The organism is Sphingobium sp. SG1 (assembly GCF_057063145.1).
In genome coordinates this window covers 1-26,501 of the sequence record NZ_JBVVOJ010000026.1, presented here as the reverse complement: position 1 = coordinate 26,501, position 26,501 = coordinate 1, and the positions used below count along the sequence as shown (strand labels likewise).

Below are 26,501 nucleotides of genomic sequence, written 5' to 3'. Positions count from 1 at the left end.
CATTTGGTCGAGCGATCGCATGATATTGATCGCGGCGGTCGCATGAAACATTCAAGGGCAGAAGCGGGCTCTATCTCTCATCGGCCTCACCAAATATGGACCAATGCTGTGCTCTCAAAAAGGGTTCGGCATGGCGTTGTTACTGCTGACAGGTCTGGAAGGGCGCATCGCCAGAATATATAGGGTGAGGGGCATCAGGAGCATAAGGCATTGGATCCGATCGAAAGTGACGCACCTACGCTCGACGAATTGCAGGCCATGGTCGCACGCGCGCGCCTTGATGGTGACCGGCTGAAGCTAGCTCTTGCAGCAGGCGCAATCGTCGGCACCTGGTTCTGGGATGTGTCCGCAGACCGCTTTACAGTTGATGAGGCCTTTGCAGAGGCTTTCGGCCTCGATCCTGCGACGGGACGCGATGGTCTCACTCTCGAGAAGATTGTTACGACGGTCCATCCCGATGACCGCTCCGGTCTGCAGCGTGCCATCGAAGACGCGCTCGACAAGGGTGGCCGCTATGCACATCAATATCGCGTATTGCGCGCCGATGGTCAGTATCACTGGATCGAGGCGAAAGGGCATGTCGTTCATGATGAAAGCGGCGCGCCGATAAGCTTTCCGGGGGTTCTTATCGATGTGGGCGACCGGCGTCGGCTGGAGGCAGAGCGCGACAGCGCTCGGGCGCTGCTGACGAACTTCGCCGATGCAATGCCAGGCGTCGTCTATGCGAAGGACCGCGACGGTCGGCTCATGATCGGCAATCACGGCACAAGCGAGCTGGTCGGCAAAGTTCCGCAGGATTATATTGGCCGCACCGATCTCGAGCTACTTGAGGACAAGCAGCAGGCCGCCGCGATCATGGCGACCGACCAGCGGATCATGGTCAGCGGTCGCTCGGAGCAAGTCGAAGAAAATGTGGATTTCCCCGATGGTCGACGCGCGATCTGGTTGTCTACCAAGTCACCTCTCAGGGATGTGGGCGGCGAGGTCGTTGGCCTTGTCGGCACGTCGCTCGACATCACCGAGCGCAAGGCGATCGAAGCCAGTCATCGGGAGATCGAAGAGCGTTACCGGCTTGCCATCGGAGCGACAAGCGACGTCATCTGGGATTGGCGCTTTGCCGACGGTCACGTCATCTGGAACGAAGCGTTAGGGACACGCTTTGGTCATGTGCATGAGCAGACAAGCGCGCAGTGGTGGCTCGATCATATTCATCCTGACGATCGCGCTCGGATCGATGAGAGCATTCATGCCGTAATCGATCATGGCGGCTCAAGCTGGACCGACGAATATCGTTTCCGTCGGGCTGACGGGAGCCATGCGTTCGTGCTCGATCGCGGGACTGTGCTGCGCAGCGACGATGGTGCGCCGGTGCGCATGATCGGTGCGATGCTCGATCTGACTGAGCGTAAAGCCGCCGAGGCCGCGCTTGCGGCAAGCGAAGAACGGCTTCGCCTTGCGACGGAGGCAGCTGATATCGGCCTGTGGGACGTTGATCTTGTCCAGGATGTGCTGATCTGGCCGGCGCGGACCAAAGCCATGTTCGGCATTTCGCCGGACGTGCCGGTCTCGATGCGGGACTTCTATGCGGGGCTTCACCCCGATGACCTCGACGCGACCACAGCGGCCTTCGCGGCTGCCACCGATCCCGGTCAGCGCGCGCTTTATGACGTTGAATATCGCACCGTCGGCAAGGAAGACGGCATCATTCGCTGGGTCGCAGCTAAAGGGCGGGGCGTTTTCGATGATGTCCGCTGCGTCCGTGTTGTCGGCGTCGCGATCGACGTGACTGCCCGCAAGGCTGATGAAGCATTATTGCACGAACTCAATGAACGGCTCGAGTTGCGGGTCGCGCAGGAAGTGGCCGAGCGCACGAAAGCTGAAGATGCGCTACGCCAGAGCCAGAAGATGGAGTCCGTCGGTCAGCTCACGGGCGGCATCGCGCATGACTTCAACAATATGCTTGCCGTTGTTGTTGGCTCGCTCGATCTTTTGACCCGACGGCTGGGCGATAATGACCCCAGGGCGCGGCGCTATGTCGATTCGGCAATGGATGGCGCGCGCCGGGCGGCTCAGCTCACCCAGCGCCTGCTCGCCTTCTCGCGACAGCAGCCCCTCAAGCCCGAGTCGATCGACGCGAACAAGCTGGTTGCCGGTATGTCCGATATGCTGCGCCACACGCTACCCGACATTCAGCCTGAAACGGTGCTCGCGGGCGGCCTGTGGCGGGCCTTTGCTGATCCTAATCAGCTCGAAAACGTGATTCTCAATCTCGCCGTCAACGCCCGCGATGCCATGGCCGGGGGAGGCAAGCTGACGATCGAAACCGCGAATTGTCACCTCGATTCGCGCTATGCCGAGGAGCTTATCGGTGTTCCGGCCGGGCAATATGTGATGATCGCGGTGAGCGACACCGGCAGTGGAATGCCTCAGGAGGTCATTGCCCGGGCGTTCGATCCATTTTTCACCACGAAGGAGGTCGGGCGAGGCACTGGCCTTGGCCTCAGCCAGGTCTATGGGTTCGTCAAACAGTCTGGCGGTCACGTGAGAATCTATTCGGAGGTTGGTGAAGGAACGACGGTCAAAGTGTATCTTCCCCGCCTCCTGGGCGCGGTCGAAGAAGTGGCAGGCGTCGCGATGGACAAAGCATTGCCGCGAGGGGAGAGCCAGGAATTGATCCTCCTCGTCGAGGATGAGCCGGGTGTGCGGCAATTCTCGTTCGATGCACTCAGCGAGCTGGGATATCGCGTATTAGAGGCCGACGGGGCGGCGGCGGCTCTCAAGCTGATCGACGCGCACCCGGATATCACGCTGATGTTCACTGATGTCGTCATGCCTGAGGTCAATGGCCGCAAGCTGGCGGACGCGGCACGCAAGCGGCGTCCCGGCCTCAAGATTCTGTTCACGACCGGCTATACCCGAAACGCTGTCGTGCATAACGGTGTCCTGGACCCGGGTGTGCATCTCATCGGCAAGCCATTCACGGTCGAGGAGCTGGCATCAGCGGTGAGACGCGCAATCGAGGAAGATGCCGGCTAGAGTGTTTTGACGTCGATCCGACCTGTCGAGGGCGTCCAACCTGCAAAACGCGAACGCGCATCGTGTCATGACTTCGAGGCGTGCGGGATCGTTGCCAGTGCCATCATGCCGATGGCACCCGACAGGATCGAGGAGACCAGCACTGCAAGGGATGCCTTGTCCAGCTGCTCGCCTCCGGGAAAGGCGAGCCCTGCGATGAAGAGGGATATAGTGAACCCGATGCCGGCGAGGCAGCCTATTCCCGCTATCATGCGCCAGTCGACGCCCTCGGGCAGCCGCACCAGTCCACATCGCGCCGCGATCCAGCTGAACGTGAGGAAGCCGAGCGGCTTTCCCACCGTCAATCCAATCACGATTGCCAGAGCCAGGGTCGACGTAGCGGCCGCGGTGAGAAGATCCATGGATAGCCTTATGCGGATGTTCGAAAGCGCGAATAGGGGCAGAACGACATAGCTGATCCAAGGCGTCAGCGTGAGGATGAGACGCTCGCCCGACTTGTCTGTTGCCCCGGTCATTTCGTGCAGAAATCCCAGCCGATCCTCCGCCCGACCCTGCGCGATCTCAGCCTCATGTTCATCCTCAGTCACCCGCGCCCGCTCGTGCGCCTCCTGGAACTGGTCCACCCGGTGCTGCACTGAAACAGCAAAATCAGACCTATCAAGTCGCGGGCGGACTGGAACCAGAAAGCCGATGAGCACGCCAGCGATGGTCGCATGCACACCCGACTGGAAGATGCCGATCCAGACCAGCGCGGCCAGGAGCACGTAGGGGACGGACGCCACCCAGCGGAGCCGACGCAGAAGGATGATGAGGGCAATCGCAAGTCCCGCCAAAACCGCTCCCTCCCATGCGAATTGGTCGGAGTAGCCAAAAGCAATCGCCAGGAGCCCACCGATGTCGTCGATGGCAGCGAAAGCGAGGAACAGGGCACGAACCCCTGCCGGCAGGCGGGTGGAGAATAATGCAATGACTGACAGGCCGAAGGCCGTGTCCATGGTGATCACGATGCCCCACCCCCGCGCAGCCTCAGTTCCGCCGGCGACTGCCAGGAACAGCAGGACTGGAACGACGAGGCCGCCGAGCGCTCCGACGATCGGGAAAGCGGCCGTCCGCCATCTTGTGAGAGCGCCGATGGTCAGTTCCCGCTTCACGTCCACGCCAATCACGATGAAGAACAGCGGCAAGAGCGCATGGTCGATCCATTCTGCCAAGCTGTGGCTGACCTTCGCTTCGCCGAAGGACATGACCAGCGGCGTGTCCCAGAACCGCTCATAGGCACCGCTTATGGGCAGGTTGACGCAGAGAAGCGCAACGAATGTGGCGACGAGCAATGGTCCGCCGGTCACCTCACTGCCCGCGAAGAATGGCGCAAGACGGTCCAGAAAGGCCGCGTTAGCTGGACTGTGGTGGGCGCGAGCTTCTGATGCACCCTTCTGACGCGAGGTAATGGCCATCAAAGGCAAGCGCAGGGCGTCGGCGATAGGTTCCTTTGATCGCTCATGCGCGGCCTGCACCAATTTCCGGCCGCAATCACGGTCCACATCTCCAGCCTATGGGCAGGTTTCCGCGCGCGGTGGGCATGTGCGAGGCATATCAGCCGAAATTGCCAAACATCTGAAATTCAGCGCTTCAGACTAACTAATGTTATTGAACGGTCGAACTCCAAAAAACTATGCGCGCTCTGCTTTCAGGTGCAGAGAGAAGGTAAATTGGTAAAAGACGGTAGACGGAAATATTACGCACAGGATTATGTTTTCGCGGAAGCAGAAGCCATTTTTTCCAGTGATGAAGAACTTTTTCTGGAAATTGCGAACATGGCAGACAGGGATTTTCCAACCCCGCGGCAGCAGGGTGCTCTTATCGAACTGCGCCGCCGACGGCTAATTTCTGAAAAAGAAGAGAAATAATTCGGCGGTTGTCGAAAAGTCCTGGCAAATGATTGAAGATGCAGTGGGCTCATTTCGAAGACAGGTGGCGACTTGCGATCGATGATAATCTATGGATCGACATAACCGAAATCGACGGGGATGGTTCGTGGTGTAATTGCCGAGCGCGCAATTCCCGCGATATTCTTTGCTGGCTATTCGGGCGTTGCAGCCTGGAAGCGCCAAAAGTCGATATGAGACCAGAGCGCGTCGGCAAGGCAACCGTCAAACCGTTCCACCACAGCGTCGACGCCACCATCGTCTGCCGGTCTTGATTCCGCATGCCTTCACCGGGGCAGCTTGTCACATGAATTCAATTGGTGCGTCGGTAAAATGCTCGGGACGGTCAGACGGGTAGTCGTTCGATATCTTCAAGTGAAAATAGTCCGGCTCGAAACCGCAGCGTTGGCGCAGAGCGCCAACATCCGGCACGAAGAGCTGGCCGTTCGCCATTTCGATCAGGCCCTCCTTTCGCATACGCTGAAGCATGCGGTTGACGTGCACCGGGGTCAGCTCGCTCGCATCGGCGAGATCTTCCTGAGTAAGCGGCAATGTCAGAGGGGGCGTAACCGCTATGTCGGCATAGCGATACGACAAATCTACGCGTTCGATATCAGCCTGCATGGCAGCATCGCGCGCGAGATGATTACACTCTGGCCATGGCGGATAATCGTCAATGTCTTGGGCCAATGCGTCCGCCTCACCGCTTTTCTCCTTTGCCCAGAAATGGATCGTTGCGCAAATGATCCCGTTTCCAGCGTAGCAGGAGATCGAGATCGCGGATATTTCTTCGCCGCGTCGAGTTTGAAGCCAATGAGAGGAGCGGGGAAAGGCCAGGAATTTCGGATGCGTGATGATGTCGAAGCACTGACGCTGATGGCGGAGGAGATCGCCCTTCTACGGGACCTTGCTGGAAAGAATATGAGTGATCCAAGTTGGGTACTGGTGCGCGCATGCGCTGACCAAATGAAAGATATCATGGACCATTTCACACAGGACGAAGGCCATATGCGGGGGGAAATGCCCTGGTGGCGCCAATTTCAAGAAAGGTCCTGATCATGCTGGATCATGACCTCATCAATGCGCGCCGCGGATGGGGCCGGAACACCAGCATCTATCAGAACGAGGGGCGATGTCTCTCTTATCGATCGAAATCAGAGCGCAGCGGATATGTGGCCGGATGGGAATAATTGCGCGCCGAAGGCGTGCAAGTCGGGTTGGCTAAACTGGATCAGTCGCATTGAACTTTCAGTAAAAAAATGCCGGCTTTTGACTGATCCTTGTAAGTGCGCTGGGTTAGCGAATGGCGGATGGACACTCCGGACCTTCGGAGAGATCATGCTGCCACCTTATCATCGCCTTGAAGAATTCGTGCCTCTCACGCCTGAAGAAATTCGGATCGCAGAAGGGTGGACGAGCAGCAAGCGGTCCGTAAAGCGACATCATATCATCCGGCGAGAAGGCGATCAGGTTGCCGGCGTCTTCTTCCTTCTAAAAGGGTGGGTCGGCTCCTCGGTGATGCTGCGCGACGGCCGTCGACAGATTGTCAAAGTGCATCTGCCCGGCGATATGCTCGGCTTCCCCAGCCTTTCCCTCGTCCACGCCGGCGAGACGCTGGAAGCCCTCACGGATGCGATTATCTGCCCTATCCCTAATGCCGCCATCGGTAAGTTGCTGATGGAAAATCCGCGTCTTGCTACGGGTCTGTTTCTCAGCACCCAGAAGGAACGGGTGGCGCTCATGCAGAAATTGTCCTGGCTGGGCGCGACCTCCGCGCTTGAGCGGATGGTCGCATTTTTGCTTGATCTGTATGACCGGGCGAATTTATCAGGCTTGGCCAAGGAAAACCGCTTCGAGGTACCCCTCACACAGCAACAATTGGGCGAGTTGCTCGGTTTGACTGCTGTGCATGTCAATCGGACCCTAAAGCGACTGGATAGCAGCGGATTACTCGAGCGACGCAAGGCGGTGGTCAGGCTCATCGATGTTGAGGGGCTGCAGAAAATGACCGCGAATATTCCGCCACGCTTCGCCCATCATGATGCATGGGTCCGGCTCGGGAGTCCGTCATCAGGTGCGTGATAGACATCCAATGGAGCGTGCGCCGCCAATTCGGGGGCGACTGCATCTCCCATGTCAGGCTTGGCCGGTCGCCACGCCACTGGCGCTGATTCAGTCCAGCTTGGGCTGAGCTTCAACGGTCCTGCGCGCCGGATCATTTTCGCGAACCGATAACGTCGATCCTCGACAACTCTGCATTGGCTCCCGACGATACTAGTTACCAGAGTGGATATCATCTTCGAGCGCATGGGCGAGACAATATCGTCAAACCGCTCGACCAGAGCGGTGACATCGCCATCGTCATTCGCACGTGATTCCTCGCGCGGTCAGAACGTCAGCTTATGTCAAAAATTCCATCGTCGCACCGCTCAGATGCTCCGGACGATCAGAGGGATAGTCGTCGGAAATCTTCAAATGGAAATAGTCCGGCTCGAAGCCGCACCTTTGGCGCAGCGCTTTAACATCCGGCACGAAGAGCTGGCCGTTGGCCATTTCGATCAGGCCTTCCTTGCGCATGCGTTGCAGCATACGGTTAACATGCACGGGGGTGAGCCCGCTGGCATCGGCGAGATCTTCCTGAGTTAGCGGCAATGCGAGGCGGTCGCTACCAAGGCCAATTAGTCTTGATCGAAAGTGCAGTTCGCACAGGAGATGGGCCACGGCCTCGAAGGCATTGCGCCGGCCGCTATTGACCAGCCATTGCCTCAAAATGGCTTCGTCCACCAAGGTAGCCCTCCAGAAGGCGCGCGCGAGCGTGGCCGACATTCGAGTGATGCGGTCTATTTCTTCGTTGGCTACATAGGCGATCCGGCAATCGGTCACGGCCACAATGGCGTGGTCCATCGCATCCAGTAGTGTGGCGTGCAGATCGCAAAAATCGCCTGGAAGCATAAAGGCAGTGATCCGCCGTGAACCATCTTTCAGAATTTTATAGCGAGCAGCCCAACCCTCGACGACGAGATGTAGAAATTCGGGCGATGCACCGTCCGAAATAATGTCCCTTCTGCGCGGTACCGAACGAATATCGCTGCAGGCCGACAGGATCATCTCCTTCTCAACCCCGGCCAGCGGCTCGACCAATTCAAGTTTGCGGATGACGTGTGGGCTCACAGCGACTCCATGCGATCTCATTTCCTCCCGCTCTACATGTCCTACGCCGCAGTCCGGAATATTGCGTGGAGAGGTCGATGAATCGTGGTCATTTCAAGCTACCCCCCGCCGTGCTATGAGTTCGGCAGTATTTTCCGGCCAATAATTTTCTCATTACCTAGTGAAAACTGTCTTGTGAGAAGTAAGCCAGTTTGGCTGCCGAGCGCCCGCTACGGTCAAAATGCTGAACTGGAATCGCTCAATCTTGCTGTGTATGACATTTAACAGGGACGCCATGCCTTCCCGCCGGCAGAACGCGCGTATCAACGAACTTGTGCTTTGGAGTGAGGCATCCATGCTTTTACGTGGCCGAGGCGGTACACATCGTTTCCGCTTCCGCCATCGCCCTATTTCGAACCGAATTGGACGCTCGAAGCCGCATCGAGCTCCGGCGACACGGCATTGTCGGGACAGCCCTCTTGTGATCGAAATCTGCTGATCAAGGTCAGTGACCGAGCCTCAGTTCAGGTGTCCCGTATTGATCAGTTCCATGCGCTGGGCCACAGTGCCGATCTCAATCCCTTCCTCGCGGAACCGGCGCAGCAGGACGGTGAAGACATTGCTGCGGGCGCCATATGCCGCCCGCGGGCTGGCGACATGGGCGAAGCTGTTAAAGAAGATGCGACCGTCCGCGATCGAATCTATGAATAGGGAATAGGCGGGCTCGGCGAGCACCGCCGGCTCGTCAGCATAGGTCGCCAGCACAATGTCCCGCACCTTGTCCGCATCCGTTTCGATCGGCACCGAAAACTGAATCTGCATCCGGCCGAGCGGGCTGGCCAGCGTCTTGTTGAGCACCGTCTTGGTGATGAGTTCTGAATTGGGCACGATGAGGGTCGAATGGTCGGGTAGCTCGATTTCGGTCGATCGCACGCTGATCCGCTTCACATCCCCCTCATCCTGGCCAACGCGAACCAGATCGCCGATCTTGATCGGCCGTTCGGCAAGCAGGATCAGCCCGGACACGAAATTCTGTGTGATAGCCTGAAGACCAAAACCGATGCCAACGGACAAGGCCGACAGCAGGATAGCGATGCGTTCTATCCCGATCCCGAGTGAGGCCAGCCCCCAGATCACCGCCAATGCAATGCCGACATAGCGCGCGACCAGACTGACGGAATTGCGACCACTGCCATCAAGGTCGGTGACCGGCAGATAGCGTCGCTCTAGCCAGCGCATGAAGCCTCGCACCAGCGCCAGACCGATCAGCAGCACCAATATGCCGCGCAGGATGGCGCCGGGCGAGACCGCAACGCCGCCGATCTCGAAGCCCTCTGCCAACGCGCCGAGACGGCTGAACAGGCTGGCGACGTTGCCCGCGCCAAATGGCGACAATAGCAAAGAGAAGCCCATTAGCAGCACCGCCAGCCGCAACAGCCCCGACAACAGGACGCCGAACTGCTCGACCGCGCTCCCGCGCAGGCCAAGGCTGCGGACTAACGCCATGCCGAAGCGGCTGGAGCGGTCGAATATGGTCGTAGCCAGATCGTCGATCGCTGCCATCAGCAGATAAACCGCTGATCCCAGCACCGTTGCCCAACTCACCATCTGCAGCAGGAAGAGGCTGAGGCTGAAATAGCCGAGCAGCAGAGCGATCGTCGCCACCGCGACGACGATCCACGCGATCAGGCTCATAGGGCCGCTGACGCTCTCATTACGATCGGGGGCCTCGGTCTCCATCTTGGCTGTCCGCAGACGCGCCACGGTGATGAGGACGGCGCTCACCAGCAAGATGTGGAGCAGGGCGAAGACCGCCTGCGTCGCTTCCTGCGCCGCCTTGCTTACGCCGACGGACGCATTGAATTGCGCATAGATCACGCCGAGGAACGCGAGCAGCGCCAGCAGAAAAGTATAGGGCCGCAGTCTGGTCGCGCCATTGTCGCTGATCGCCGCAATCCGCCAGGATGGCCGGCTACGCATCAACAGCGCACCGAGCACGGAGAAGGTGAAGCCGCTAAAGGCGCAGCCGCCCACGAACGCGCCCAGTAAAGGCTCCCACCGATCCGCAACCAGTCCGGACCAGCGCAATCCCTGTGCGATCGAAAGCGCCGCCAGCAACGGCGCAAAAGTGCCGACCGCCACCCGCCACAGCGCATAGGTGGAGCGCCGCACCCGCCGCCCCGGCACGCCCTCGGTCAGCATGTGCTGCCCCATATGCCGCGCGGCGACCTGTCCTGGCCCGAGGATCAGCAGGCCCAGCAGCAGGCCCGCCAGCGCATGCCATGGCCGATGACTGCGCAGCGCCTCTGCGGCCTGTTCCTGGCCTATCTCCAGAAAAGCGGCTACGCGCCGCCAGTCGCGGGAAAAGGCATGGCCAAGCCCGGACCAGAAGCCGGGCGACAAGGGCGATGGCGAGCGGGTCGTGATTTTTTCGCTAAACTGTTCCGCCTCGCTCCGTTCGATCTCGTCGGCCAGTTGCTGCGCCTCGACACCAATCAGATTGCCGCGCTTGATCGCCGAATCGATCGCGGACCGCTGCCGCGTCAGGGCCGCACGCTGCCGCTTGATGTCGGGCGCTTCGCTGCTGCCCGCCGCGACGGTGCCCAGCCCCGTCAGCTTGGCATCGAGCAGGGCCAGTTGATCCTGCAAGTCGACGGCTGCGCCTGACGCGACCGTCTTGGCGGCCAGTACTTTTGCCAGCAGCAACTTGCGATCATCGGCATCCATGCGCGTGTCGAGGCTCTGGTCGACCGAGCGCACATCCTTTTCCGCTTCCGCCAGCCGGGCGGCCGGATCAGTCGCCGAAGCCGCCTGCGCCCAAGCCGGCCTGGCTAGGCCGAGGCTCAGGACCAGAAGCATGGCCATCATCAGGGCATGCATATGCCGGATCGGATCAATTGCCTGATCGTTTCTAACCAAGGACCACCCATTTTCTGCGCGACGTTACCGCCCTCTCTATGGTCGGCGATGGTTCAGGTCCACAGCACGCAAACGGAAATCAAGTCGGGCGCTGCGCCATGAAGCCCGCTGGCTGTACTGCAGAAAAAGCGTGTCCCGAGCTTGACATGCAGACTTGCAAACCTGTGCAGCGGGTCTGCGCCCTAAACGCTGCTCATCGCATCAGTTGAATCCGGTTGGAACGAGAACAAACAGCGAAATCCCGAGGGAGAAGGACCCCAGCATGCACGACCTGAAGCCGCCATTGAACTGGTTCGGAACGTCTGCAAATCTCGGACGGTCGCTTAAGGCCGGACCGAGCAAAATGTCCCATGATCGGGTCCGCCGCAGCAGCTCAGCAATTGCGCTCACGGGCTCTACGAAGGATGCGCGAGAGTTCATCGACGGAGTAAGGCTTGTGGAGCAAGGTGAAGCCATGGCGCGTATCATCAGCGAGGACATGGCTGTAACCGCTTGTCAAAACAACCGTCAGCTCCGGCCAGCGAGAACGCACTTTTCGTCCCAGCTCGACCCCGTCGATGCCAGGCATGATGACGTCGGTGAAGACGATGTCGATGTCAGCATGATCGCTTTCCAGGACGAGTAGCGCTTCGCGGGCATTGGAAACGCGCCGTGTGGTGAACCCCATGTCGGCCAACAAGTGCGACGCGAACTCGCCGACCTACTCATTATCCTCAACGATCAGGATGCTGGCTTCGGTTGCAATCACGGCGTGGGACAGAGTGATGTCGCGCTTATCGTCAGGAGCTGATGTGCGCGGAAGGTACAGGCTGAACGTCGTGCCTTTACCCGTATTGCTGATGACGTCGATCTCTCCGCCCGACTGCTTCGTGAATCCATACACCTGGCTTAGACCCAGTCCCGTGCCTTTTCCCACTTCCTTGGTCGTGAAGAAGGGTTCGAAGATATGCTCGAGCTGCTCTGTGGGAATGCCAGAGCCGGTATCAGTGACAGAGACCTTTACGAAGTCGCCCTTGGCTGCAGCATGCCCTCGTCGCGCAGGAACCGAGCCGGCCGCTTCAATTGCGAGCACGATGCGGCCCTCGCCATCCATGGCATCGCGTGCGTTGACAGCCATGTTGATCAGCGCCGTTTCGAACTGCGAAGCGTCTACCTCCACGAAGCAAGATGTGCAGATGGCTTCGACCTCGAGCGCCACGCGGGCGCCGACAACGGTGCGGAGCATGTCAGCCACGCTCTCAACCTTTGCCGAGGCATTGAAGATTTCCGGACGCAATGCCTGTCGTCGCGCGAACGCGAGGAGCTGGCCGGTGAGTTTGGCAGCCCTATCGGCTGTCTCCGCAATTGCGTCGATATATTTCTTCTGCTTGTCACGCGGCAGCTCTCGACGGCCGAGCAGTTCCGCCGATGAACGAATGATCGTGAGCAGGTTGTTGAAGTCATGTGCGACCCCACCGGTCAGCTGGCCGATCGCTTCCATCTTCTGAAGCTGTCGAACCTGGTCTTCCGACGCCATGAGTTCGCGCGAGCGCTCCTCGACCCTAAGCTCCAACGTCTCATTGAGCTGGCGCAGCGTTTCTTCTGCGATCGTCCGCTCGAGAAGATCGGCGGCCTGACGCGCGACGATGTCGAGCATTCGAAGGTCGCGATCGGTTGGTTGATGCGGCCTGTCCCAATGCGTCGAGATCATCCCAAGCAACTTGCCGGTCCGCGACAGCAGTGGGGTGGTCTGAGCCGATCGAATTCCGGTTTTGCGAAATGCCGCCAGATCCGGTGTGCCAGCGATATCTTCCCATTCTTCGAAGTCAGGAATGATCGCGCGCTGGCCGAATTTCAGAGCCAGCGTACAGCTACTATAGGCGCGCGGGTTTACCCATTGCCAGAAACCAACCGCCTCGGACGGCAGGCCGCGATGCGCGAGAAGCTGGAGTTCTCCGCCATGGCCCGAAGGATCGTCTGTTGGGCAAAGAAGTTGCATCGTGCCGAACTGCGAACCTGTAATGGCCACAGCCGCCTCAACAATCTTACCGTAGAGTTCAAAACGGTCTTGCTCGCCTATAAGGGCGACGCTGATGCTGTGCAGCAAATCGATGTCGGAGAGGTTGCCCTTGCTGAGATCGGCGGCGGCGCCAATCGGCAGCGCCTGCGTACCTTGCTGTAAGATCGACATTCTATGAGTCCCCATGAGCGACATGCCTCGACGCACTTAAGGGGCAAAAGTCGCTGTCTCTCAGGAAGTTCCTTCATCCCGGAGGTCTGCGCGCCTCCAGGACAAGCTGGTTCGGATCAGTCGAACAGCTCCTGCACAGCCTTTGCCACATTATGCGTGGTGTATGGCTTTTGCACGACCATGGCCGACCTGTGCTCCATGGGAAGGCTTGCCTGCTCTCCATAGCCTGACGCGAAGAAATAGGGGACGCCTTGCTCTTGCAGCCTGTCGGCGATCCCGAAACTTGTCTGATCGCCCAGGTTGATGTCGAGGATCGCGAAGTCGAAGCGGGCCTCATCAAGCAGGTCGTGGGCCGCCTCTGCGGTGGACGCGGTGGATACAGAAGCGCCAAAGCGATTGAGGATGTCTTCGGCATCCAGCGCGATGATGAGGCTGTCCTCAACCAGCAGCACTGATTTCTGGCCGGCCACCCCGGTGTCGACAGGGTGCTGACTCGACATGTTCGGGCGCTGGATGTGGATCGTGGGACCATCAACCTTGCGAGCGTCGGAGACGTGCCGGGAAGGAATGAGAAACTCGGCGCGCACACCCTCTGAGGCGTATTCAATGTTTGCCTGACCACCCAAATCGTATGGGACCGAGCGTTTGATGATGGTGGTTCCAAAACCCTTCCGCTTGGGTGCCTGGACGGTTGGACCGCCGCTTTCCTTCCACACAAACCGTAGGTCGCCCTTATGATCGCGCGACCAGTCGATATGCACTTCGCCCGTTCCGGACAGGCTGCCATATTTCGTGGAGTTGGTGACGAGTTCATGGACCACCAGAGCCATAGTCGAATAGGCCTGGGGATTGAGGAGCGTCGGTGTGCCATTGGCAATGATCGCACTTTGCCGGTCGGCGGCAAAAGCCGCCGCTTCGGCATCGATCAAAGCGCCGAGCGGTGCCGGCCCCCAATGGTCATCGGTGATCTGGTTATGCGCCCGCGCCAGCGCATGAATCCGGCCATCAACGAGACGGACAAATTCTTTCACTTCGGGACTGTCGGGCTGAGACTGCCGGATCAAACCACGGATCACGCCGAGAATATTGCGCACACGATGATTAAGCTCTGCAATCAGCATTTCCTGACGCGCGGTCGACTGACGCCGTTCGGCGGCCGCCTCATCGGCCAGACGCAACACAACCTCGATCAGGGTCGCGCGCAGAGTTTCCGCGACACGCAACTCGGATTTCGTGAACGGCTCGGCATGCCCTTCCACCGTCTCTTTCCATTCAGCGAAACTTTCGCGCGGGGTGAGACGAGGGCCATTGGGGCCATATTCAATTGGCTTATGGGGATCGCCCGCCCAACGGACCGACTGCTTGAGTTCTTTTCGGAACAGCATGACATAGTCGCGAGGTGAGCGAGAAATCGGGATCGCAAGGAGGCCAGCGGCCTGCTCGGCATATTCATCAGCACCATCGACAAGGCTGCCGATTGTATCGGTGGTGAAGACACGGCCAGCGGCCAGCCCGTTCAATGCCCTGACGATGCGTCGAAACTCTTCCGTCGGCGGGGTGACACCGGAGAAGGCGTAGTTGCCGTTGATCCAGACGCCGACGCCGTCAGCGGGGATTGCGCTCGTCAGAATGTCTCCAAGCCAATCGGGATCCTGCAGCAGCGTCTCGTCCGATGCCACCGCACCAAGCAGCTGATCAGAGATGTTGCGAGCGCGCTCCTCATATTCGGCAACCTGGCGACGTTCGCGCGATTCGAGGCGCATTGCGAACATTTCCGCGAACAGCTCACACACCGAACGGCGTTCGAACGTCGGCGAGCGCGGCGAATAATGGTGACAGGCGAACAGCCCCCAGAGCTTGTCGTCGACCACGATCGAGATCGACAGGGAGGCTGCCACTCCCATGTTCTTCAAATACTCGATATGAATTGGCGAAACCGATCGCAGGATCGAGAGCGACAGATCAAGGCGCTTACCCGACCGATCAATCTCGGGGACGACGGGCACCGGCTGCGCGTCCACATCGCGTATCACCCGGACGAGGTTGCGCTTGTAGAGCTCGCGCGCCTGGCGGGGGATGTCGCTGGCCGGATAGTTCAGCCCCAGAAAGCTGCCGATGCCTGTTTTACTCGCCTCGGCGACGACCGCACCGGCGCCGGAGGCTGCAAATTTATAGACCATGACCCGATCATAACCAAGCAGAGCGCGCACCTGCCGGGCGCCCTCGCGGAAGAACGCCGTCATGTCTTTCGTGCGGTCGAGCCGTGACATCATCCCGCGAACCGCGTTGGTGGCATCGCCACCTGCCGCCGAGCCGGGTTCCGCTTCGATGACGATCTGACCGTTCGAGAAGTGGACTGCCACATCGTAAGGCTGGCCAGATGTGCCGATCTGGCAGGCGAACAGACGCTCAACCATATCGGGCTCAGCCAGCAGGGAAATACGATTGCGCAGGTCATGCAGGAAGGTCGCGGGAACATAGTCTGGCAGCGGCGCACCAATCAGCGCCTCCGGATCGGAGCCCAGAAGATCGCGGATGTTTGCGGATACCCGGGCAATGATCCAATCAGTGCTGACCGCGATCAGGAAGCCGGGCTGCTGGATCGCGCCGAGAAGATGGATTGGCTCACGATCACAGTTCGTCAGATCGGTCTTGTCAAAATCCGCCACGCTGTCCCCAAGGTCTTTGAAAGTGCGAAGATCGGGCATGCGCCCGGTTCGCCCATCGGGCGCATCCTTAACTCTGTCCAGCTCAATTTGGTTTCGCAATGCTGCCAGACACCGGGGGCGGCGTTTCACCTTGATCGAGATCAGTGATGGCGGGTTATTGCGGTCATAAATCCCCTGCGAGCCGATAATCCGGCCGTCGTCTGTGACGCAATTACCCTATCATAAAATCCCAGGCGATCTGACACAATCTTAACTTAGATTAATTTGTCGAGGGTTATCGGCAAATCGCGCACACGCCTTCCAGTCGCATTGTAGATCGCGTTTGCGACTGCGGCGCCCGTGCCGGTGATACCAATTTCGCCGACGCCCCGCGCGCCCATGGGTGTGTGGGGATCTGGAACGTCGGTCCAGATAACGTCGATTTCGGGAACGTCCATATGCACAGGCACATGATATTCGGCGAGGCTGGGGTTCATGATCCGTCCGCTCCGCTCGTCAAACTGTGCCTCTTCCATCAGCGCGAGGCCCAGCCCCATGATGATGCCGCCCCTGAACTGGCTTGCCGCGGTCTTGGGGTTGAGGATGCGACCGCAGTCAAACGATCCCAGGAAGCGGGAGACGCGCGGTTCGCCCGTAACCATGTTGACCCGCACTTCGCAGAACATGGCGCCATGACTGTGCATCGACCAGTGCATCGTCTCAAGCGGCATGGGCGGCTCGGCTTCGATGACGACGGCGTCGCGCTGGGCGCGCGAGAGGATGGAAGCATAGCTTTCATACCGCGATGGATCTTCCAGGCTGGCAAGGCCGCCATCCCGGCTCCCCACCTCTGAATGTTTGAGGCCAGCGAGAGGGGAATCGTTCCCGGCCAGCGCCAGTAGTTCCACAACCAGCTTGTTATAGGCCGCGATCACGGAGGCTCCGATTGATGCCGTCTGTTGCGACCCGCCTGCAAGGACCAGACCGGGCAGGGTAGAGTCGCCATAATTGAAGCGAATTTGCTCCATCGGCAGGCCAAGTCGCTCGGCTGCCACCTGCGTCTGGGCAGTGGCGGTACCCATGCCCATTTCATGGGCGGCGATGTCAATTATTGCCTGGCTGTCGCGAGACAGGGTGATACGGGCAGCACCGCCGGGCATGCGGTAATAGGGATAGGTCGCGGTGGCGCATCCCATGCCGACCAGCCATTCGCCTTCCTGCTGCATCCGGGGCATCGGGTTGCGCGCGCTCCAGCCGAAACGCTCGGCCCCGTCGCGCCATGCCTGGTCAATATGCCGGGCTGAGAAGGGCAGGCCGGATATCGGATCCTTCTCCGGCTCGTTGCGCAAGCGCAGTTCGATCGGGTCGATTCCGAGCTTCTCTGCAAGTTCGTCCATCGCGCATTCAAGCGCAAAGGTGCCGACCGCCTCGCCGGGCGCGCGCATGAAGGTGTTGCTGGTCATGTCGATCTCGACATGCTGGACGTCCAACAGGATATTCTCCGCGGCGTAGGCGCTGCGCGTCGGGAGAATGAATGGCTCGGGCATGACATTGTGCGATGTCTTGGCGGTTACACCGCGATGAATGAGTGCGGTGAGCTTCCCCTGCGCGTCTGCGCCGAGGGCAACGCGCTGCTCGGTCGGTGAGCGACCACCCACCATCCGATAGACGCCTTCGCGCGTCAGCATCAGTCGCACAGGTCGCTCGGCGAGTTTCGCCGCTGCCGCTGCGACGATCTGATGCTGCCACAAAGTTTTGCTGCCGAAACCGCCGCCGACATAGGGCGAGGTGATGACCACCTTGTCGGCTGGCAAGTCGAACACCTGCCCCAGCGTCCAGGCCGAATGTGCGACGGCCTGCTGCGCATCATGGATGCGTAACATGTCACCCTGCCACGCTAGCGTGACGGCATGAAGCTCGATGGGGTTGTGATTGTGGCGCGGCGTCGAATAGGCCGCGTCGACCTTGACGGCGGCCTGTTCGAATGCCCCCTGCGCATCGCCCACCTCGTCATGCAGGGGCTGGCCCATGAACTGCGACTGGGTCGTCCCCTTGGCGATCGCCGCGTGGAAGTCGGTTTCCGCCGGCTCTGCTGCATATTTCACATCGACCAGGGCGGCGGCATGGTCTGCCTGCTCCTGCGTGTCAGCAAGCACAATGGCAATCGGCTGACCATTCCAGTAGATTTTCTCATCCTGCAGCACGGGAATGCTGTCGCCAGCTGCGGCCTTGGGATCGCTCATGAACAAAGGCGCGGGCTTCAACCTCGGGGCATTGCGGTAGGTCATCACGAGCACGACGCCGGGCGCTGTCTCCGCCGCCTGGACATCTAGCGAGGTGATCCGGCCTTTCGCGATCCTGCTATAGACGATGGCGGCATAGACCATGTCCTCCAGAGGAAATTCTGCTGCGAATAGGGCTGCGCCTGATACTTTAAGCGGGCCGTCGATGCGTGACACGGGCTTGCCGACATGGCCATGCTGGTGGCGGATGAGCGGATCAGGTTCGCCGCCCGGAATCCAGCTGTCGGGTGCAAGTGCCACGACCTTGGCCATCGCACCCTGCATCAGGCCTTGCGCCAATGCCTTGCCGCTATCGATCAGGCTCATGCCATGTCCTCCATCAACTGCGTAAGCACCGCGGTCATCGTCCGCCGCGCTAGCTCGACCTTGAAGCCGTTGTCCCGGAGCGGTCGGGCCTGGGCCAGTTCCTCCGACGCAGCCTTTGTGAAGGCATCTATCGTTGCGGGTGACCCACGCAAAAGCGCTTCCGCCCTTTCCGCACGCCATGGCTTGTGGGCAACGCCACCGAGCGCGAGCCGGACGTCCCGCACATGTCCCTGTTCCACATCGAGCACAGCTGCGACCGAAACGAGCGCAAAAGCATAGCTCGCCCGATCGCGGACCTTGCGGTAGGTCGAGCGCGCGGTGGGTGAGGCTGCTGGCAGTTCGATGGCGGTGATGAGTTCGCCCTCATGCAAATTGGTGTCGATATCCGGGCGATCGCCGGGCAAGCGATGAACGTCAGCAAACGCGATCTGGCGTTCCCCGTTCGGACCCAGCAGATGAACAATGGCATCGAGCGCAGCCAATGCCACGCACATGTCCGATGGATGGGTGGCGATACAATCATCGGACGCGCCAAGGATCGCATGATTTCTGGTGAAGCCCCCAATTGCATCGCACCCGGTTCCTGGGATGCGTTTGTTACATTGCGTGCCATCCTGATCATAGAAATAGAGGCATCGGGTGCGCTGAAGGACGTTGCCGGCGACGGTCGCCATATTGCGGATTTGGGCGCTGGCACCGGCGACGATCGCGCGTGAAAGAAGTGGGTATCGTTCGCGGATGGCACGATGTTCTGCCACCGCCGTGTTGCGCGCCGCGGCGCCGATCAGGATGCTGCCATCAGACTGTTCTACAATGTCCGTGCGCAGGCCTGTCACATCGATCAATGCCGAGGGACGCTCGATATTTTCCCGCATGAGATCGACGAGGTTGGTTCCTCCGCCAAGATAGCGGACCCCGCCGCCGGCCTGTCGAAGCGCCTCGTCGGCCGTGGTGGCGCGATGATAGGTAAAGGGGGTCATTGGGCGACCTCCGCAAAACTCTCCAGGATTGCGTCGACAATGCCATTATGCGCGCCGCAGCGGCACAGGTTGCCGCTCATCCGCTCGCGTACCTCGTCGCGCGTGATTGCGATGCTGCGGCTGTCGAGCGCTTGCGTTACATGGCTGGGGACACCGCGTTTCAACTCGGCGGCCATTCCGACCGCAGAGCATATCTGTCCCGGTGTACAATAGCCGCATTGGAAGCCGTCATGCTCGACAAAGGCTTGCTGCAGAAGGTGCAGATTGTCGGCGCTGCCCAAGCCTTCGATTGTTGTAATCTCCTGCCCCTCATATTGAGCGGCAAGCGCGAGACAGGACAGAATCCGCTCCCCATTGGCCAGCACGGTGCAGGCGCCACATGCACCTTGATTGCAGCCTTTCTTCGATCCGGTGAGACCCAGATGCTCCCGCAGGAAGTCGAGGAGAGAAATGCGGGGGTCTTTAGGACCCTCGGCCACGGCGCCATTTATAAGGATGCTCATCCATCACCTCCCCACAGTCGGGTGCGTAAACATGATAGAAATGCGCGGGTGGAGGTTTCGGGCCCATCATCTCCTTTTTCAGATGATATTGCCGATCGAACTCCGCCCGGTAACGCTGGAAACGGCCGCCTGCGCAAGCGATAATCGGTTCGGTCGCGCCGCTTTTCTGGAAGCAGAGGCGTGCGGCGGGACGCCCAGATTCAAGAAGACGGCGTATAAGCTGAGAGCCAGATTATTCCCGGATTCGTCTGCCTGATCTGCCTATTTTAAGGGGCGTTGCCTCAGATCTAATGATGCATCGAATTGCTGGATCGTGCGCGGACAAGCGCTGATGGTGCGCTCATGCGTAAGCTGATCCGGACCGCCGTTCTTATCTCGATGACTTCGCCCGCTCTCGCCTAAGGACTGATCGGCCACCGGGCGACCGGCGCCATCGCCGACCGCAACCTGAGCGGCCCGACCCGCGCCAATGTCCAGGTTCTCCTGACCGCGGAGGATCTCGCAGAGGCGGCGACCTAGCCCGACAACAGGAAATCTGATCCAGCCGATTTCTGGCAGAAACAGGCCAGCCCCTGGCATTATGTGACGGTGCGCAAAGGAGACGCCTATATGAGGGCCGAGGCGCGGCCCGAGGGCAATGCGATGACGGGCCTTGCTTAGTTCACCGCAACGCTGCGCGATCCAGCCGCCTCGATCGATGACATTCGCGAACTGACTCGCCGACTCCATCGGGGAAGGCAACTGCGCCCACTTCACAGGGCGTCACCGCTCGCACTCGCGGAATTGCCCGCGGTGCTTGCTATGTGATTGCTGAAGCGAAAATGCCGTTCCTTACACTTGGCAAGAAACGGCGGTTTTCCTTGGTCGGGACGAGAGGATTCGAACCTCCGACCCCCACACCCCCAGTGTGATGCGCTACCAGGCTGCGCTACGTCCCGACCGGAGGGCGCCCAATAGAGGGATGAATTGGAAGTTGCAAGGGATTCGATGCAGGCTTTTTGCGGGGCGTGCAAATGACCGGCTTTCCCGCCCGCTGCCCGATGCTTTCAAAGCCCGTCATTCCGGGCGCGAAAAGCCAAGCATGTTGCCTTGCCCCGGCCATCTGTGTTAGCCGCCCGCGCTTGATCCCATGCCCGCGCCCTGCGGGTTGGGGAGACCGAAAAACAAGGCGAAAGTCCCACCATGTTCATTACTCCAGCCTTTGCCCAGACCGCGGGCGGGCAAGCCTCCGGCGCCGGTGTCCTGGTGCAGATGGCACCGCTGGTCCTCATCTTCGTCGTCTTCTACTTCCTGCTGATCCGTCCGCAGCAGAAGAAGATGAAGGAGCATAAGGGCAAGATCGACGCCGTGAAGAAGGGCGATCAGGTCGTGACCGGCGGTGGCCTGGTCGGCAAGGTCGCGCGCGTCGACGACATCTATGTCGATATCGAGCTGGCGCCGAACATGAAGGTCAAGGCGGTCAAGTCGACCCTGGCCGACGTGATCGACCCGACCACCGCCAAGCCCGCGAACGACTGATCCAACCATGCTGAACTTCTCGCGCTGGGCCATCGCCGGCATCCTGTTGCCGCTGATCATCGGCATCTTCTGCGCCGTCCCGAGCTTCCTGCCCGATTCGACGGTGGCGAAGCTGCCCCCCTTCATGCAGACGCGGGTCAATCTGGGCCTCGACCTTGCCGGCGGCAGCCATCTGCTGCTGGAAGCGTCGACCCAGGATGTGGCCAAGCAGCGGCTCGCCAATATGGAGGAGCAGGTCCGCACGGAACTGCGCCGGGGCGAGACGAAGATCGCGATCGGCGATATCTCCAGCCGTGACGGGAAGCTCAGCTTCATGGTCCGCAACCCCAGCGAAGTGGATGCCGCCGTCGAGCGCATCCGCCCGCTGACCCAGGGGGCGGGCCTGACCGGCCAGCGCGACTTCAATGTCGAGGTGGTCAACAGCTCCACCATCGTCATCACGCCGACCCAGGCGGGAATCGACAATGCGGTCAAGAGCGCGATGCAGGTCGCGACCGAAGTCATCCGCAAGCGCATCGACGAAATGGGCACGCGCGAGCCGACCATCCAGCAGCAGGGCGCCAACCGCATCGTCGTTCAGGTGCCGGGCCTGCAGGATCCCAAGGCGCTGAAAGCGCTGCTGGGTCAGACCGCGAAGCTGGAATTCAAGCTGGTCGACATGAGCGCCAATCCGAGCGAGGTGGCCCAGGGCCGCGCGCCGGTGGGCAGCGAAGTCCTGCCCTATCCGACCAATCCGGCCGGGCCGCCGATGATCGCGGTCCACCGCCAGGTGATGGTGTCGGGCGAGGAACTGACCGACGCGCAGCAGACCTATGACCAGCAGACCAACGAACCCAATGTCACCATCCGCTTCAACGGATCGGGCGGCAATAAGTTCGCCAAGGTGACGTCGCAGAATGTCAACCGCCCCTTCGCCATCATCCTGGATGGCAAGGTGCTGTCGGCGCCGAACATCAATGAGCCGATCCTGGGCGGGTCGGCGACGATTTCGGGCAGCTTCACCGTCGAGGGCGCCAACCAGCTGGCGATCGCGCTGCGGTCGGGCAAGCTGCCGGTCAACTTCGTCGTGGTCGAGGAACGTACCGTCGGTCCGGGCCTGGGCGCCGATTCGATCCGCGCCGGCCTGGTCGCATCGATCGTCGCGGTCGTCGCCGTCGCTGCCTTCATGTTCGTGAGCTATGGCCGGTTCGGCATGTATGCGAACCTGGCCGTGGCCATCAACGTGCTGGTGATCCTGGGCGTGATGGGCATATTGGGCGCGACGCTGACCCTGCCGGGCATTGCCGGCTTCGTGCTGACCATCGGCACCGCGGTCGACGCGAACGTGCTGATCTATGAGCGTATCCGCGAAGAGCGGCGACGCGGGCGCGGGGTCGTGCAGGCGATCGAATTTGGCTACAAGGAAGCCAGCCGCACCATCTTCGAAGCGAACGTGACCCACGCGATCGCCGGTGGCATCATGCTCGCGCTGGGCTCCGGCCCGGTCAAGGGCTTCGCCATCGTGCTGCTGATCGGTATCGCGACCAGCGTGTTCACCGCCGTGACCTTCACGCGCGTTCTCGTCTCGGGCTGGGTGCGTCGCACCCGTCCCACGGACATCCACATTTAAGAGGGGCGGGAGGAACAACCCATGAAACTTCTCAAGCTCGTCCCCGACAACACCAATATCGGCTTCGTCAAGCTGCGCCACTGGGCCTTTGGCCTGACGCTGCTGCTGACCGTGCTGGCGGTCGGCGCGACCTTCTACAAGGGCCTGAACCTGGGCGTCGACTTTGTCGGCGGCCTGATGATCGAGGCGAAGTTCCCGCAGGCGGTCGAGACCGACAAGGTCCGCGACACGATCGCGGGGCTGCGCGTGGGCGAAAGCTCGCTGCAGCAGTTCGGCGATCCCAAGACGGTGCAGATCCGCCTGCCGCTGCCCGAGCAGGGCGGCGCCGGCGCGGCCAATGCGGTGGTAGAAAAGACCCGCAAGGCGATGGAGGCACAGTTCCCCGGCGTCACCTTCTCGCGCTATGACACGGTGTCGGGCAAGGTGTCGGGCGAACTGATCCAGAATGGCGTGCTGGCGGTCGTGCTGGCGATCATCGGCATCGCGATCTTCTCCTGGTTCCGCTACGAATGGCAGTTCGGCGTGTCGACCTTCGTCGCGATCGTCCACGACGTGCTGATGACGCTGGGCTTCTTCGCGGTCACCCAGTTGGAGTTCGACCTCAACATCATCGCCGCCGTGCTGACCATCGTGGGCTATTCGATCAACGACAAGATGGTGATCGACGACCGTATCCGCGAGAATATGCGCAAATACCGCAAGATGGACATGAAGTCGCTGATCGACCTGTCGGTCAACGAGACGCTGCCGCGCACGGTCATGACCTCGGTCACCATCCTGCTGGCGCTGGGCGCGCTGCTGCTGCTGGGCGGCCATGTGCTGCGCGGCTTCACCGCGGCCATGATGCTGGGCATCATCGTCGGCACCTATTCGTCGGTCTATGTCTCCTCCTCGCTGCTGATCACGCTGGGCCTGAGCCCGCAGACGTCCGAGAAGAAGGCGAAGAAGGGCGGCATCGCCGCCCAGGCCGAGCGCATGGGTCCGCGCGACGGAGCCCAGCCCTGAGCGACCGTCACACCGGAATCGAACTGCGCCGCGACGATAGCGGCCAGGGTCCGATCGTCACCGGCTTTCAGGGCCGGGGCTTCCGGGTGAAGGACGATGTCTTCCCGGACGGGCTGTTGCTCAGCCCGGTCCGGGCATTGGCCTGGATGCAGGCGCCGGTGGTGTCGGCGATGAGCGTCGCGGCGCTGGGCGATTTGTTCGACCATCTGGAGCTGAAGCCCGAATTCCTGCTGCTGGGCACCGGCAGCGGGTTGCAACAGCCGCCCCGCGCCTTCGTGCGGGAACTGGAAGCGCGCGGCATCGGCGTCGAGGCGATGGACAGCCGCGCCGCTGCCCGTGCCTGGGGCGTACTGCGCGCCGAGGAACGCTGGATCGTGGGTGCGCTGCTGCCGCTCTGATCAGCCAAGCTGTAGTAGGGGATAGCGCGCCAGCCATTGCTTGGCGCGCACCCGTTCATCGAAGATCGTCCGCCTGGCGCCGAGAAAGGCCGGGCCGGGCACCAGCCGCAAGCCGAACAGATCATCCAGACCGAAGGGGGCGTTGACCTCCAGCCGGTCGTCGGGCGTCAGACGGACGCCGATGGCGGTCGCCGTTTCGGTCCAGTGGCGCATCGCATCAGCGGCATCGGCATAGGGTGCGTCCCGATTGCGCAGGTGCATCCGCGCCTGATTCTTGACCGACCAGTCGACGTCCGGGCGCAGTGCGGCCAGTTGCTGCTCGATCTGCCGGTCGAGCGCAGGATCGGTCCGGGCGGGATCGAACCAGATGATGTCGATATCGCCGACGGGGATCGACGGGGCGTGGCCGTGGAGATGGTCCCAGACCGCATCGCGCACGAAGCCGGCGGCGACCCAGCCATCGGGCAGGTCGAGCGAGCGGAGCAGATGCAGGATGGCCATGCGCCAGGGGTCGGCGTTCAGCAGGTCGCGCAACCGGGCTTCCATCGCGGTCACGACTTCATTGACCAGGCGGTCAGTTCCTCCAGGTCGAGGTCACGTTCCAGTTCCTGCAGCACATGTTCATCAATGTCGCCGGCGCGGTGCAGGCGCAGCAGTTCGGCGCGGCCGGCGGCGATTGCCTCCAGCACCAGATCGAAATGGGCGTGGAGCCGGTCGGCGAACTGTTCTTCCTGCCCGGCATAATTTTTCGAGAGGACGGCGCGGCGCTGATAGCGTTCGAGCAGTTGCGGGTGGATGAGTTCACCCGCCGCATCATAGGCGAGCTGTTCGACGCGCACGGCCTGGACCCTGGCGATGGCGGCTTCGGCATCGCTCATGCTGAGGCGGGGGCGATCATGAATCGGGTCGGAGAGGCCCGCCCAGCGGATCAGCAGGCCAAGCGTCGTGCCCTGGATCAGGACGGTGCCGAGGATCACGCCAAAGGCCGCTACCAGCAGGAAGTCGCGTCCCGGAACGCTCTCCGGCACGGAGAGTGCGACCGCCAGCGTCACCACGCCGCGCATGCCGGCCCAGCCGAGCACGGTGGCGCCGCGCGGGCCGACCGGGCTGTAACGGCGCAGGCCCATCGCGCGCAGCAACATGATGATGGCGTCCGAGCCGAACACCCAGACGAAGCGGGCGGCGGTGAGGGCGAGCAGGATGAGCAGCACGGGCACCGCCATATTGTCGAGCACGACGGCAAAGCCGCCGACCCGGTCAACCACGCCGCGCAGCGATGAGCCGATCAGCATGAACACGGTCGCTTCCATGAGGAAGATCATCACCGCCCAGAAGGCGGTGCCGCGCATCCGCACCGAGGCGGACCAGACGATATGCTGATACCAGCCGCAGATGAGGCCGGCGGCCACGGTGGCGATGACGCCGGAGACATGGAAGGCTTCGCCCAGCAGATAGGCCGACCAGGGCACCAGCATGGAGGAGGCGATCATCAGATAATCGTCGCCCAGCCGCCGGACCAGCAGCACCCAGATGGCGCCGATCGCGCCGCCGACCACCAGCCCGCCGACGGCGAGCAGGATGAAGCTTTCGAGGCCGGCGACCGCGCTGAAACTGCCGGTGGCGACGGCGGCGATGGCGAAGCGGAAGAGAACCAGTCCGCTGGCGTCGTTGAACAGGCTTTCGCCCTCCAGCAGGACCGACAGGCGGCGGGGGAGATGCACGCGTTGCAGCACGGCGCGCGCGGCAATGGCATCGGGCGGCGAGACGATCGCGCCCAGCGCGGCGCAGGCGGCCCAGGGCAGCGACGGCATGAGGGCATGGGCGACCGCCGCCACGACGAGCGTGGTGAAGATCACCGCACCGATCGCCAGTGACATGATGCCGATCAGGTGGCGGCGCAGATGGCCCAGCGCAATGAACCAGGCGCCGTCCATCAGCAGCGGCGGCAGGAAGATGGACGCCTCGAAAAACGCTGGCCTTTGGGGGGTAGATTTGATTCACTTCGCCGACGCTGTGGCGGAGGCAGAAATG

The 26,501-nt window shown here is 61.1% G+C and carries 20 protein-coding genes and 1 tRNA gene; 8 read left to right on the top strand and 13 right to left on the bottom strand.

Features of this window, described 5'->3' with window-relative positions:
* The first annotated feature begins 210 nt into the window (after positions 1 to 210).
* Entirely contained in the window at positions 211 to 3,036 is a 2,826-nt protein-coding gene (locus AC0KVN_RS25555) for a PAS domain-containing protein (RefSeq protein WP_483656557.1), read from the top strand.
* Positions 3,037 to 3,101: 65 nt separating this feature from the next.
* Here the strand turns inward: AC0KVN_RS25555 and nhaA are convergent, their stop codons facing one another.
* A complete protein-coding gene (gene nhaA / locus AC0KVN_RS25550; RefSeq protein WP_483656556.1) occupies positions 3,102 to 4,577 on the bottom strand; it encodes a Na+/H+ antiporter NhaA in 1,476 nt (491 codons plus the stop codon).
* A 168-nt stretch (positions 4,578 to 4,745) separates the two neighbouring features.
* On the opposite strand from nhaA, the gene AC0KVN_RS25545 reads away from it, so the two are divergent.
* Complete coding sequence (locus tag AC0KVN_RS25545; protein WP_483656555.1) at positions 4,746 to 4,943, top strand: hypothetical protein; 198 nt, start codon at positions 4,746 to 4,748, stop codon at positions 4,941 to 4,943.
* A gap of 321 nt (positions 4,944 to 5,264) precedes the next feature.
* On the opposite strand, the gene AC0KVN_RS25540 is transcribed toward AC0KVN_RS25545, so the two are convergent.
* Positions 5,265 to 5,651, bottom strand: a complete 387-nt coding sequence (locus AC0KVN_RS25540) for a helix-turn-helix domain-containing protein (RefSeq protein ID WP_483656554.1) — start codon at positions 5,649 to 5,651, stop codon at positions 5,265 to 5,267.
* Positions 5,652 to 5,807: 156 nt separating this feature from the next.
* Between AC0KVN_RS25540 and AC0KVN_RS25535 the strand changes: the two genes are divergently transcribed.
* Positions 5,808 to 6,017: a hypothetical protein gene (locus tag AC0KVN_RS25535; protein WP_483656553.1), complete on the top strand. Its 210-nt coding sequence runs from the start codon at positions 5,808 to 5,810 to the stop codon at positions 6,015 to 6,017.
* Between the two features lie 282 nt (positions 6,018 to 6,299).
* Entirely contained in the window at positions 6,300 to 7,043 is a 744-nt protein-coding gene (locus AC0KVN_RS25530) for a Crp/Fnr family transcriptional regulator (protein ID WP_483656552.1), read from the top strand.
* Positions 7,044 to 7,361: 318 nt separating this feature from the next.
* On the opposite strand, the gene AC0KVN_RS25525 is transcribed toward AC0KVN_RS25530, so the two are convergent.
* From AC0KVN_RS25525 to AC0KVN_RS25485, 9 genes are all read right to left on the bottom strand, one after another.
* Positions 7,362 to 8,132, bottom strand: coding sequence for a Crp/Fnr family transcriptional regulator (locus tag AC0KVN_RS25525; RefSeq protein ID WP_483656551.1), 771 nt, complete (start codon positions 8,130 to 8,132; stop codon positions 7,362 to 7,364).
* A gap of 498 nt (positions 8,133 to 8,630) precedes the next feature.
* The gene (locus tag AC0KVN_RS25520) at positions 8,631 to 10,979 is read right to left on the bottom strand and encodes a DUF3772 domain-containing protein (RefSeq protein WP_483656550.1); all 2,349 of its coding nucleotides are present in this window, start codon (positions 10,977 to 10,979) and stop codon (positions 8,631 to 8,633) included.
* A 424-nt stretch (positions 10,980 to 11,403) separates the two neighbouring features.
* Positions 11,404 to 11,697 carry a response regulator gene (locus AC0KVN_RS25515; protein WP_483656569.1) on the bottom strand — a complete coding sequence of 98 codons (294 nt, stop codon included), beginning with the start codon at positions 11,695 to 11,697 and terminating at the stop codon, positions 11,404 to 11,406.
* A 33-nt stretch (positions 11,698 to 11,730) separates the two neighbouring features.
* Positions 11,731 to 13,200, bottom strand: coding sequence for a sensor histidine kinase (locus AC0KVN_RS25510; RefSeq protein ID WP_483656549.1), 1,470 nt, complete (start codon positions 13,198 to 13,200; stop codon positions 11,731 to 11,733).
* A gap of 116 nt (positions 13,201 to 13,316) precedes the next feature.
* A complete protein-coding gene (locus AC0KVN_RS25505; protein ID WP_483656548.1) occupies positions 13,317 to 15,908 on the bottom strand; it encodes an HWE histidine kinase domain-containing protein in 2,592 nt (863 codons plus the stop codon).
* Positions 15,909 to 16,123: 215 nt separating this feature from the next.
* On the bottom strand, positions 16,124 to 18,457 hold the full coding sequence (locus tag AC0KVN_RS25500) for a xanthine dehydrogenase family protein molybdopterin-binding subunit (RefSeq protein WP_483656547.1): 2,334 nt from the start codon (positions 18,455 to 18,457) through the stop codon (positions 16,124 to 16,126).
* Entirely contained in the window at positions 18,454 to 19,437 is a 984-nt protein-coding gene (locus tag AC0KVN_RS25495; protein ID WP_483656546.1) for an FAD binding domain-containing protein, read from the bottom strand. Before AC0KVN_RS25495 ends, AC0KVN_RS25500 begins: the two co-directional genes overlap by 4 nt.
* Positions 19,434 to 19,940, bottom strand: coding sequence for a 2Fe-2S iron-sulfur cluster-binding protein (locus AC0KVN_RS25490; protein WP_483656545.1), 507 nt, complete (start codon positions 19,938 to 19,940; stop codon positions 19,434 to 19,436). The genes AC0KVN_RS25495 and AC0KVN_RS25490 overlap by 4 nt, the downstream gene beginning before the upstream one ends.
* 861 nt (positions 19,941 to 20,801) lie before the next feature.
* Positions 20,802 to 20,878, bottom strand: a tRNA-Pro gene (locus AC0KVN_RS25485).
* A 244-nt stretch (positions 20,879 to 21,122) separates the two neighbouring features.
* Between AC0KVN_RS25485 and yajC the strand changes: the two genes are divergently transcribed.
* From yajC to AC0KVN_RS25465, 4 genes are read left to right on the top strand one after another with little or no spacing between them, the layout of a single operon-like run.
* Positions 21,123 to 21,458 carry a preprotein translocase subunit YajC gene (yajC, locus tag AC0KVN_RS25480; protein ID WP_374551403.1) on the top strand — a complete coding sequence of 112 codons (336 nt, stop codon included), beginning with the start codon at positions 21,123 to 21,125 and terminating at the stop codon, positions 21,456 to 21,458.
* Positions 21,459 to 21,465: 7 nt separating this feature from the next.
* Positions 21,466 to 23,067, top strand: a complete 1,602-nt coding sequence (gene secD, locus AC0KVN_RS25475; RefSeq protein ID WP_004208742.1) for a protein translocase subunit SecD — start codon at positions 21,466 to 21,468, stop codon at positions 23,065 to 23,067.
* A gap of 21 nt (positions 23,068 to 23,088) precedes the next feature.
* On the top strand, positions 23,089 to 24,072 hold the full coding sequence (gene secF / locus AC0KVN_RS25470) for a protein translocase subunit SecF (RefSeq protein WP_004208741.1): 984 nt from the start codon (positions 23,089 to 23,091) through the stop codon (positions 24,070 to 24,072).
* Entirely contained in the window at positions 24,069 to 24,470 is a 402-nt protein-coding gene (locus AC0KVN_RS25465; RefSeq protein WP_483656568.1) for an MTH938/NDUFAF3 family protein, read from the top strand. The genes secF and AC0KVN_RS25465 overlap by 4 nt, the downstream gene beginning before the upstream one ends.
* Here AC0KVN_RS25465 and AC0KVN_RS25460 read toward each other — a convergent pair whose 3' ends face one another.
* Together AC0KVN_RS25460 and AC0KVN_RS25455 are read right to left on the bottom strand one after the other, a co-directional pair.
* The gene (locus AC0KVN_RS25460) at positions 24,471 to 25,016 is read right to left on the bottom strand and encodes a nucleotidyltransferase family protein (protein ID WP_374551536.1); all 546 of its coding nucleotides are present in this window, start codon (positions 25,014 to 25,016) and stop codon (positions 24,471 to 24,473) included.
* Positions 25,017 to 25,021: 5 nt separating this feature from the next.
* Positions 25,022 to 26,419, bottom strand: a complete 1,398-nt coding sequence (locus AC0KVN_RS25455; RefSeq protein ID WP_483656567.1) for a cation:proton antiporter — start codon at positions 26,417 to 26,419, stop codon at positions 25,022 to 25,024.
* Between the last annotated feature and the right edge of the window lie 82 nt (positions 26,420 to 26,501).

Coding starts and splice junctions, on each gene's coding strand:
- AC0KVN_RS25515 (WP_483656569.1), bottom strand. CDS start 11,697: ATGGGGTTCACCACACGGCGCGTTTCCAATGCCCGCGAAGCGCTACTC.
- AC0KVN_RS25535 (WP_483656553.1), top strand. CDS start 5,808: ATGCGTGATGATGTCGAAGCACTGACGCTGATGGCGGAGGAGATCGCC.
- AC0KVN_RS25490 (WP_483656545.1), bottom strand. CDS start 19,940: ATGAGCATCCTTATAAATGGCGCCGTGGCCGAGGGTCCTAAAGACCCC.
- AC0KVN_RS25460 (WP_374551536.1), bottom strand. CDS start 25,016: ATGGAAGCCCGGTTGCGCGACCTGCTGAACGCCGACCCCTGGCGCATG.
- AC0KVN_RS25495 (WP_483656546.1), bottom strand. CDS start 19,437: ATGACCCCCTTTACCTATCATCGCGCCACCACGGCCGACGAGGCGCTT.
- AC0KVN_RS25520 (WP_483656550.1), bottom strand. CDS start 10,979: ATGATGGCCATGCTTCTGGTCCTGAGCCTCGGCCTAGCCAGGCCGGCT.
- secF (WP_004208741.1), top strand. CDS start 23,089: ATGAAACTTCTCAAGCTCGTCCCCGACAACACCAATATCGGCTTCGTC.
- yajC (WP_374551403.1), top strand. CDS start 21,123: ATGTTCATTACTCCAGCCTTTGCCCAGACCGCGGGCGGGCAAGCCTCC.
- AC0KVN_RS25505 (WP_483656548.1), bottom strand. CDS start 15,908: ATGCCCGATCTTCGCACTTTCAAAGACCTTGGGGACAGCGTGGCGGAT.
- AC0KVN_RS25500 (WP_483656547.1), bottom strand. CDS start 18,457: ATGAGCCTGATCGATAGCGGCAAGGCATTGGCGCAAGGCCTGATGCAG.
- AC0KVN_RS25510 (WP_483656549.1), bottom strand. CDS start 13,200: ATGTCGATCTTACAGCAAGGTACGCAGGCGCTGCCGATTGGCGCCGCC.
- AC0KVN_RS25530 (WP_483656552.1), top strand. CDS start 6,300: ATGCTGCCACCTTATCATCGCCTTGAAGAATTCGTGCCTCTCACGCCT.
- secD (WP_004208742.1), top strand. CDS start 21,466: ATGCTGAACTTCTCGCGCTGGGCCATCGCCGGCATCCTGTTGCCGCTG.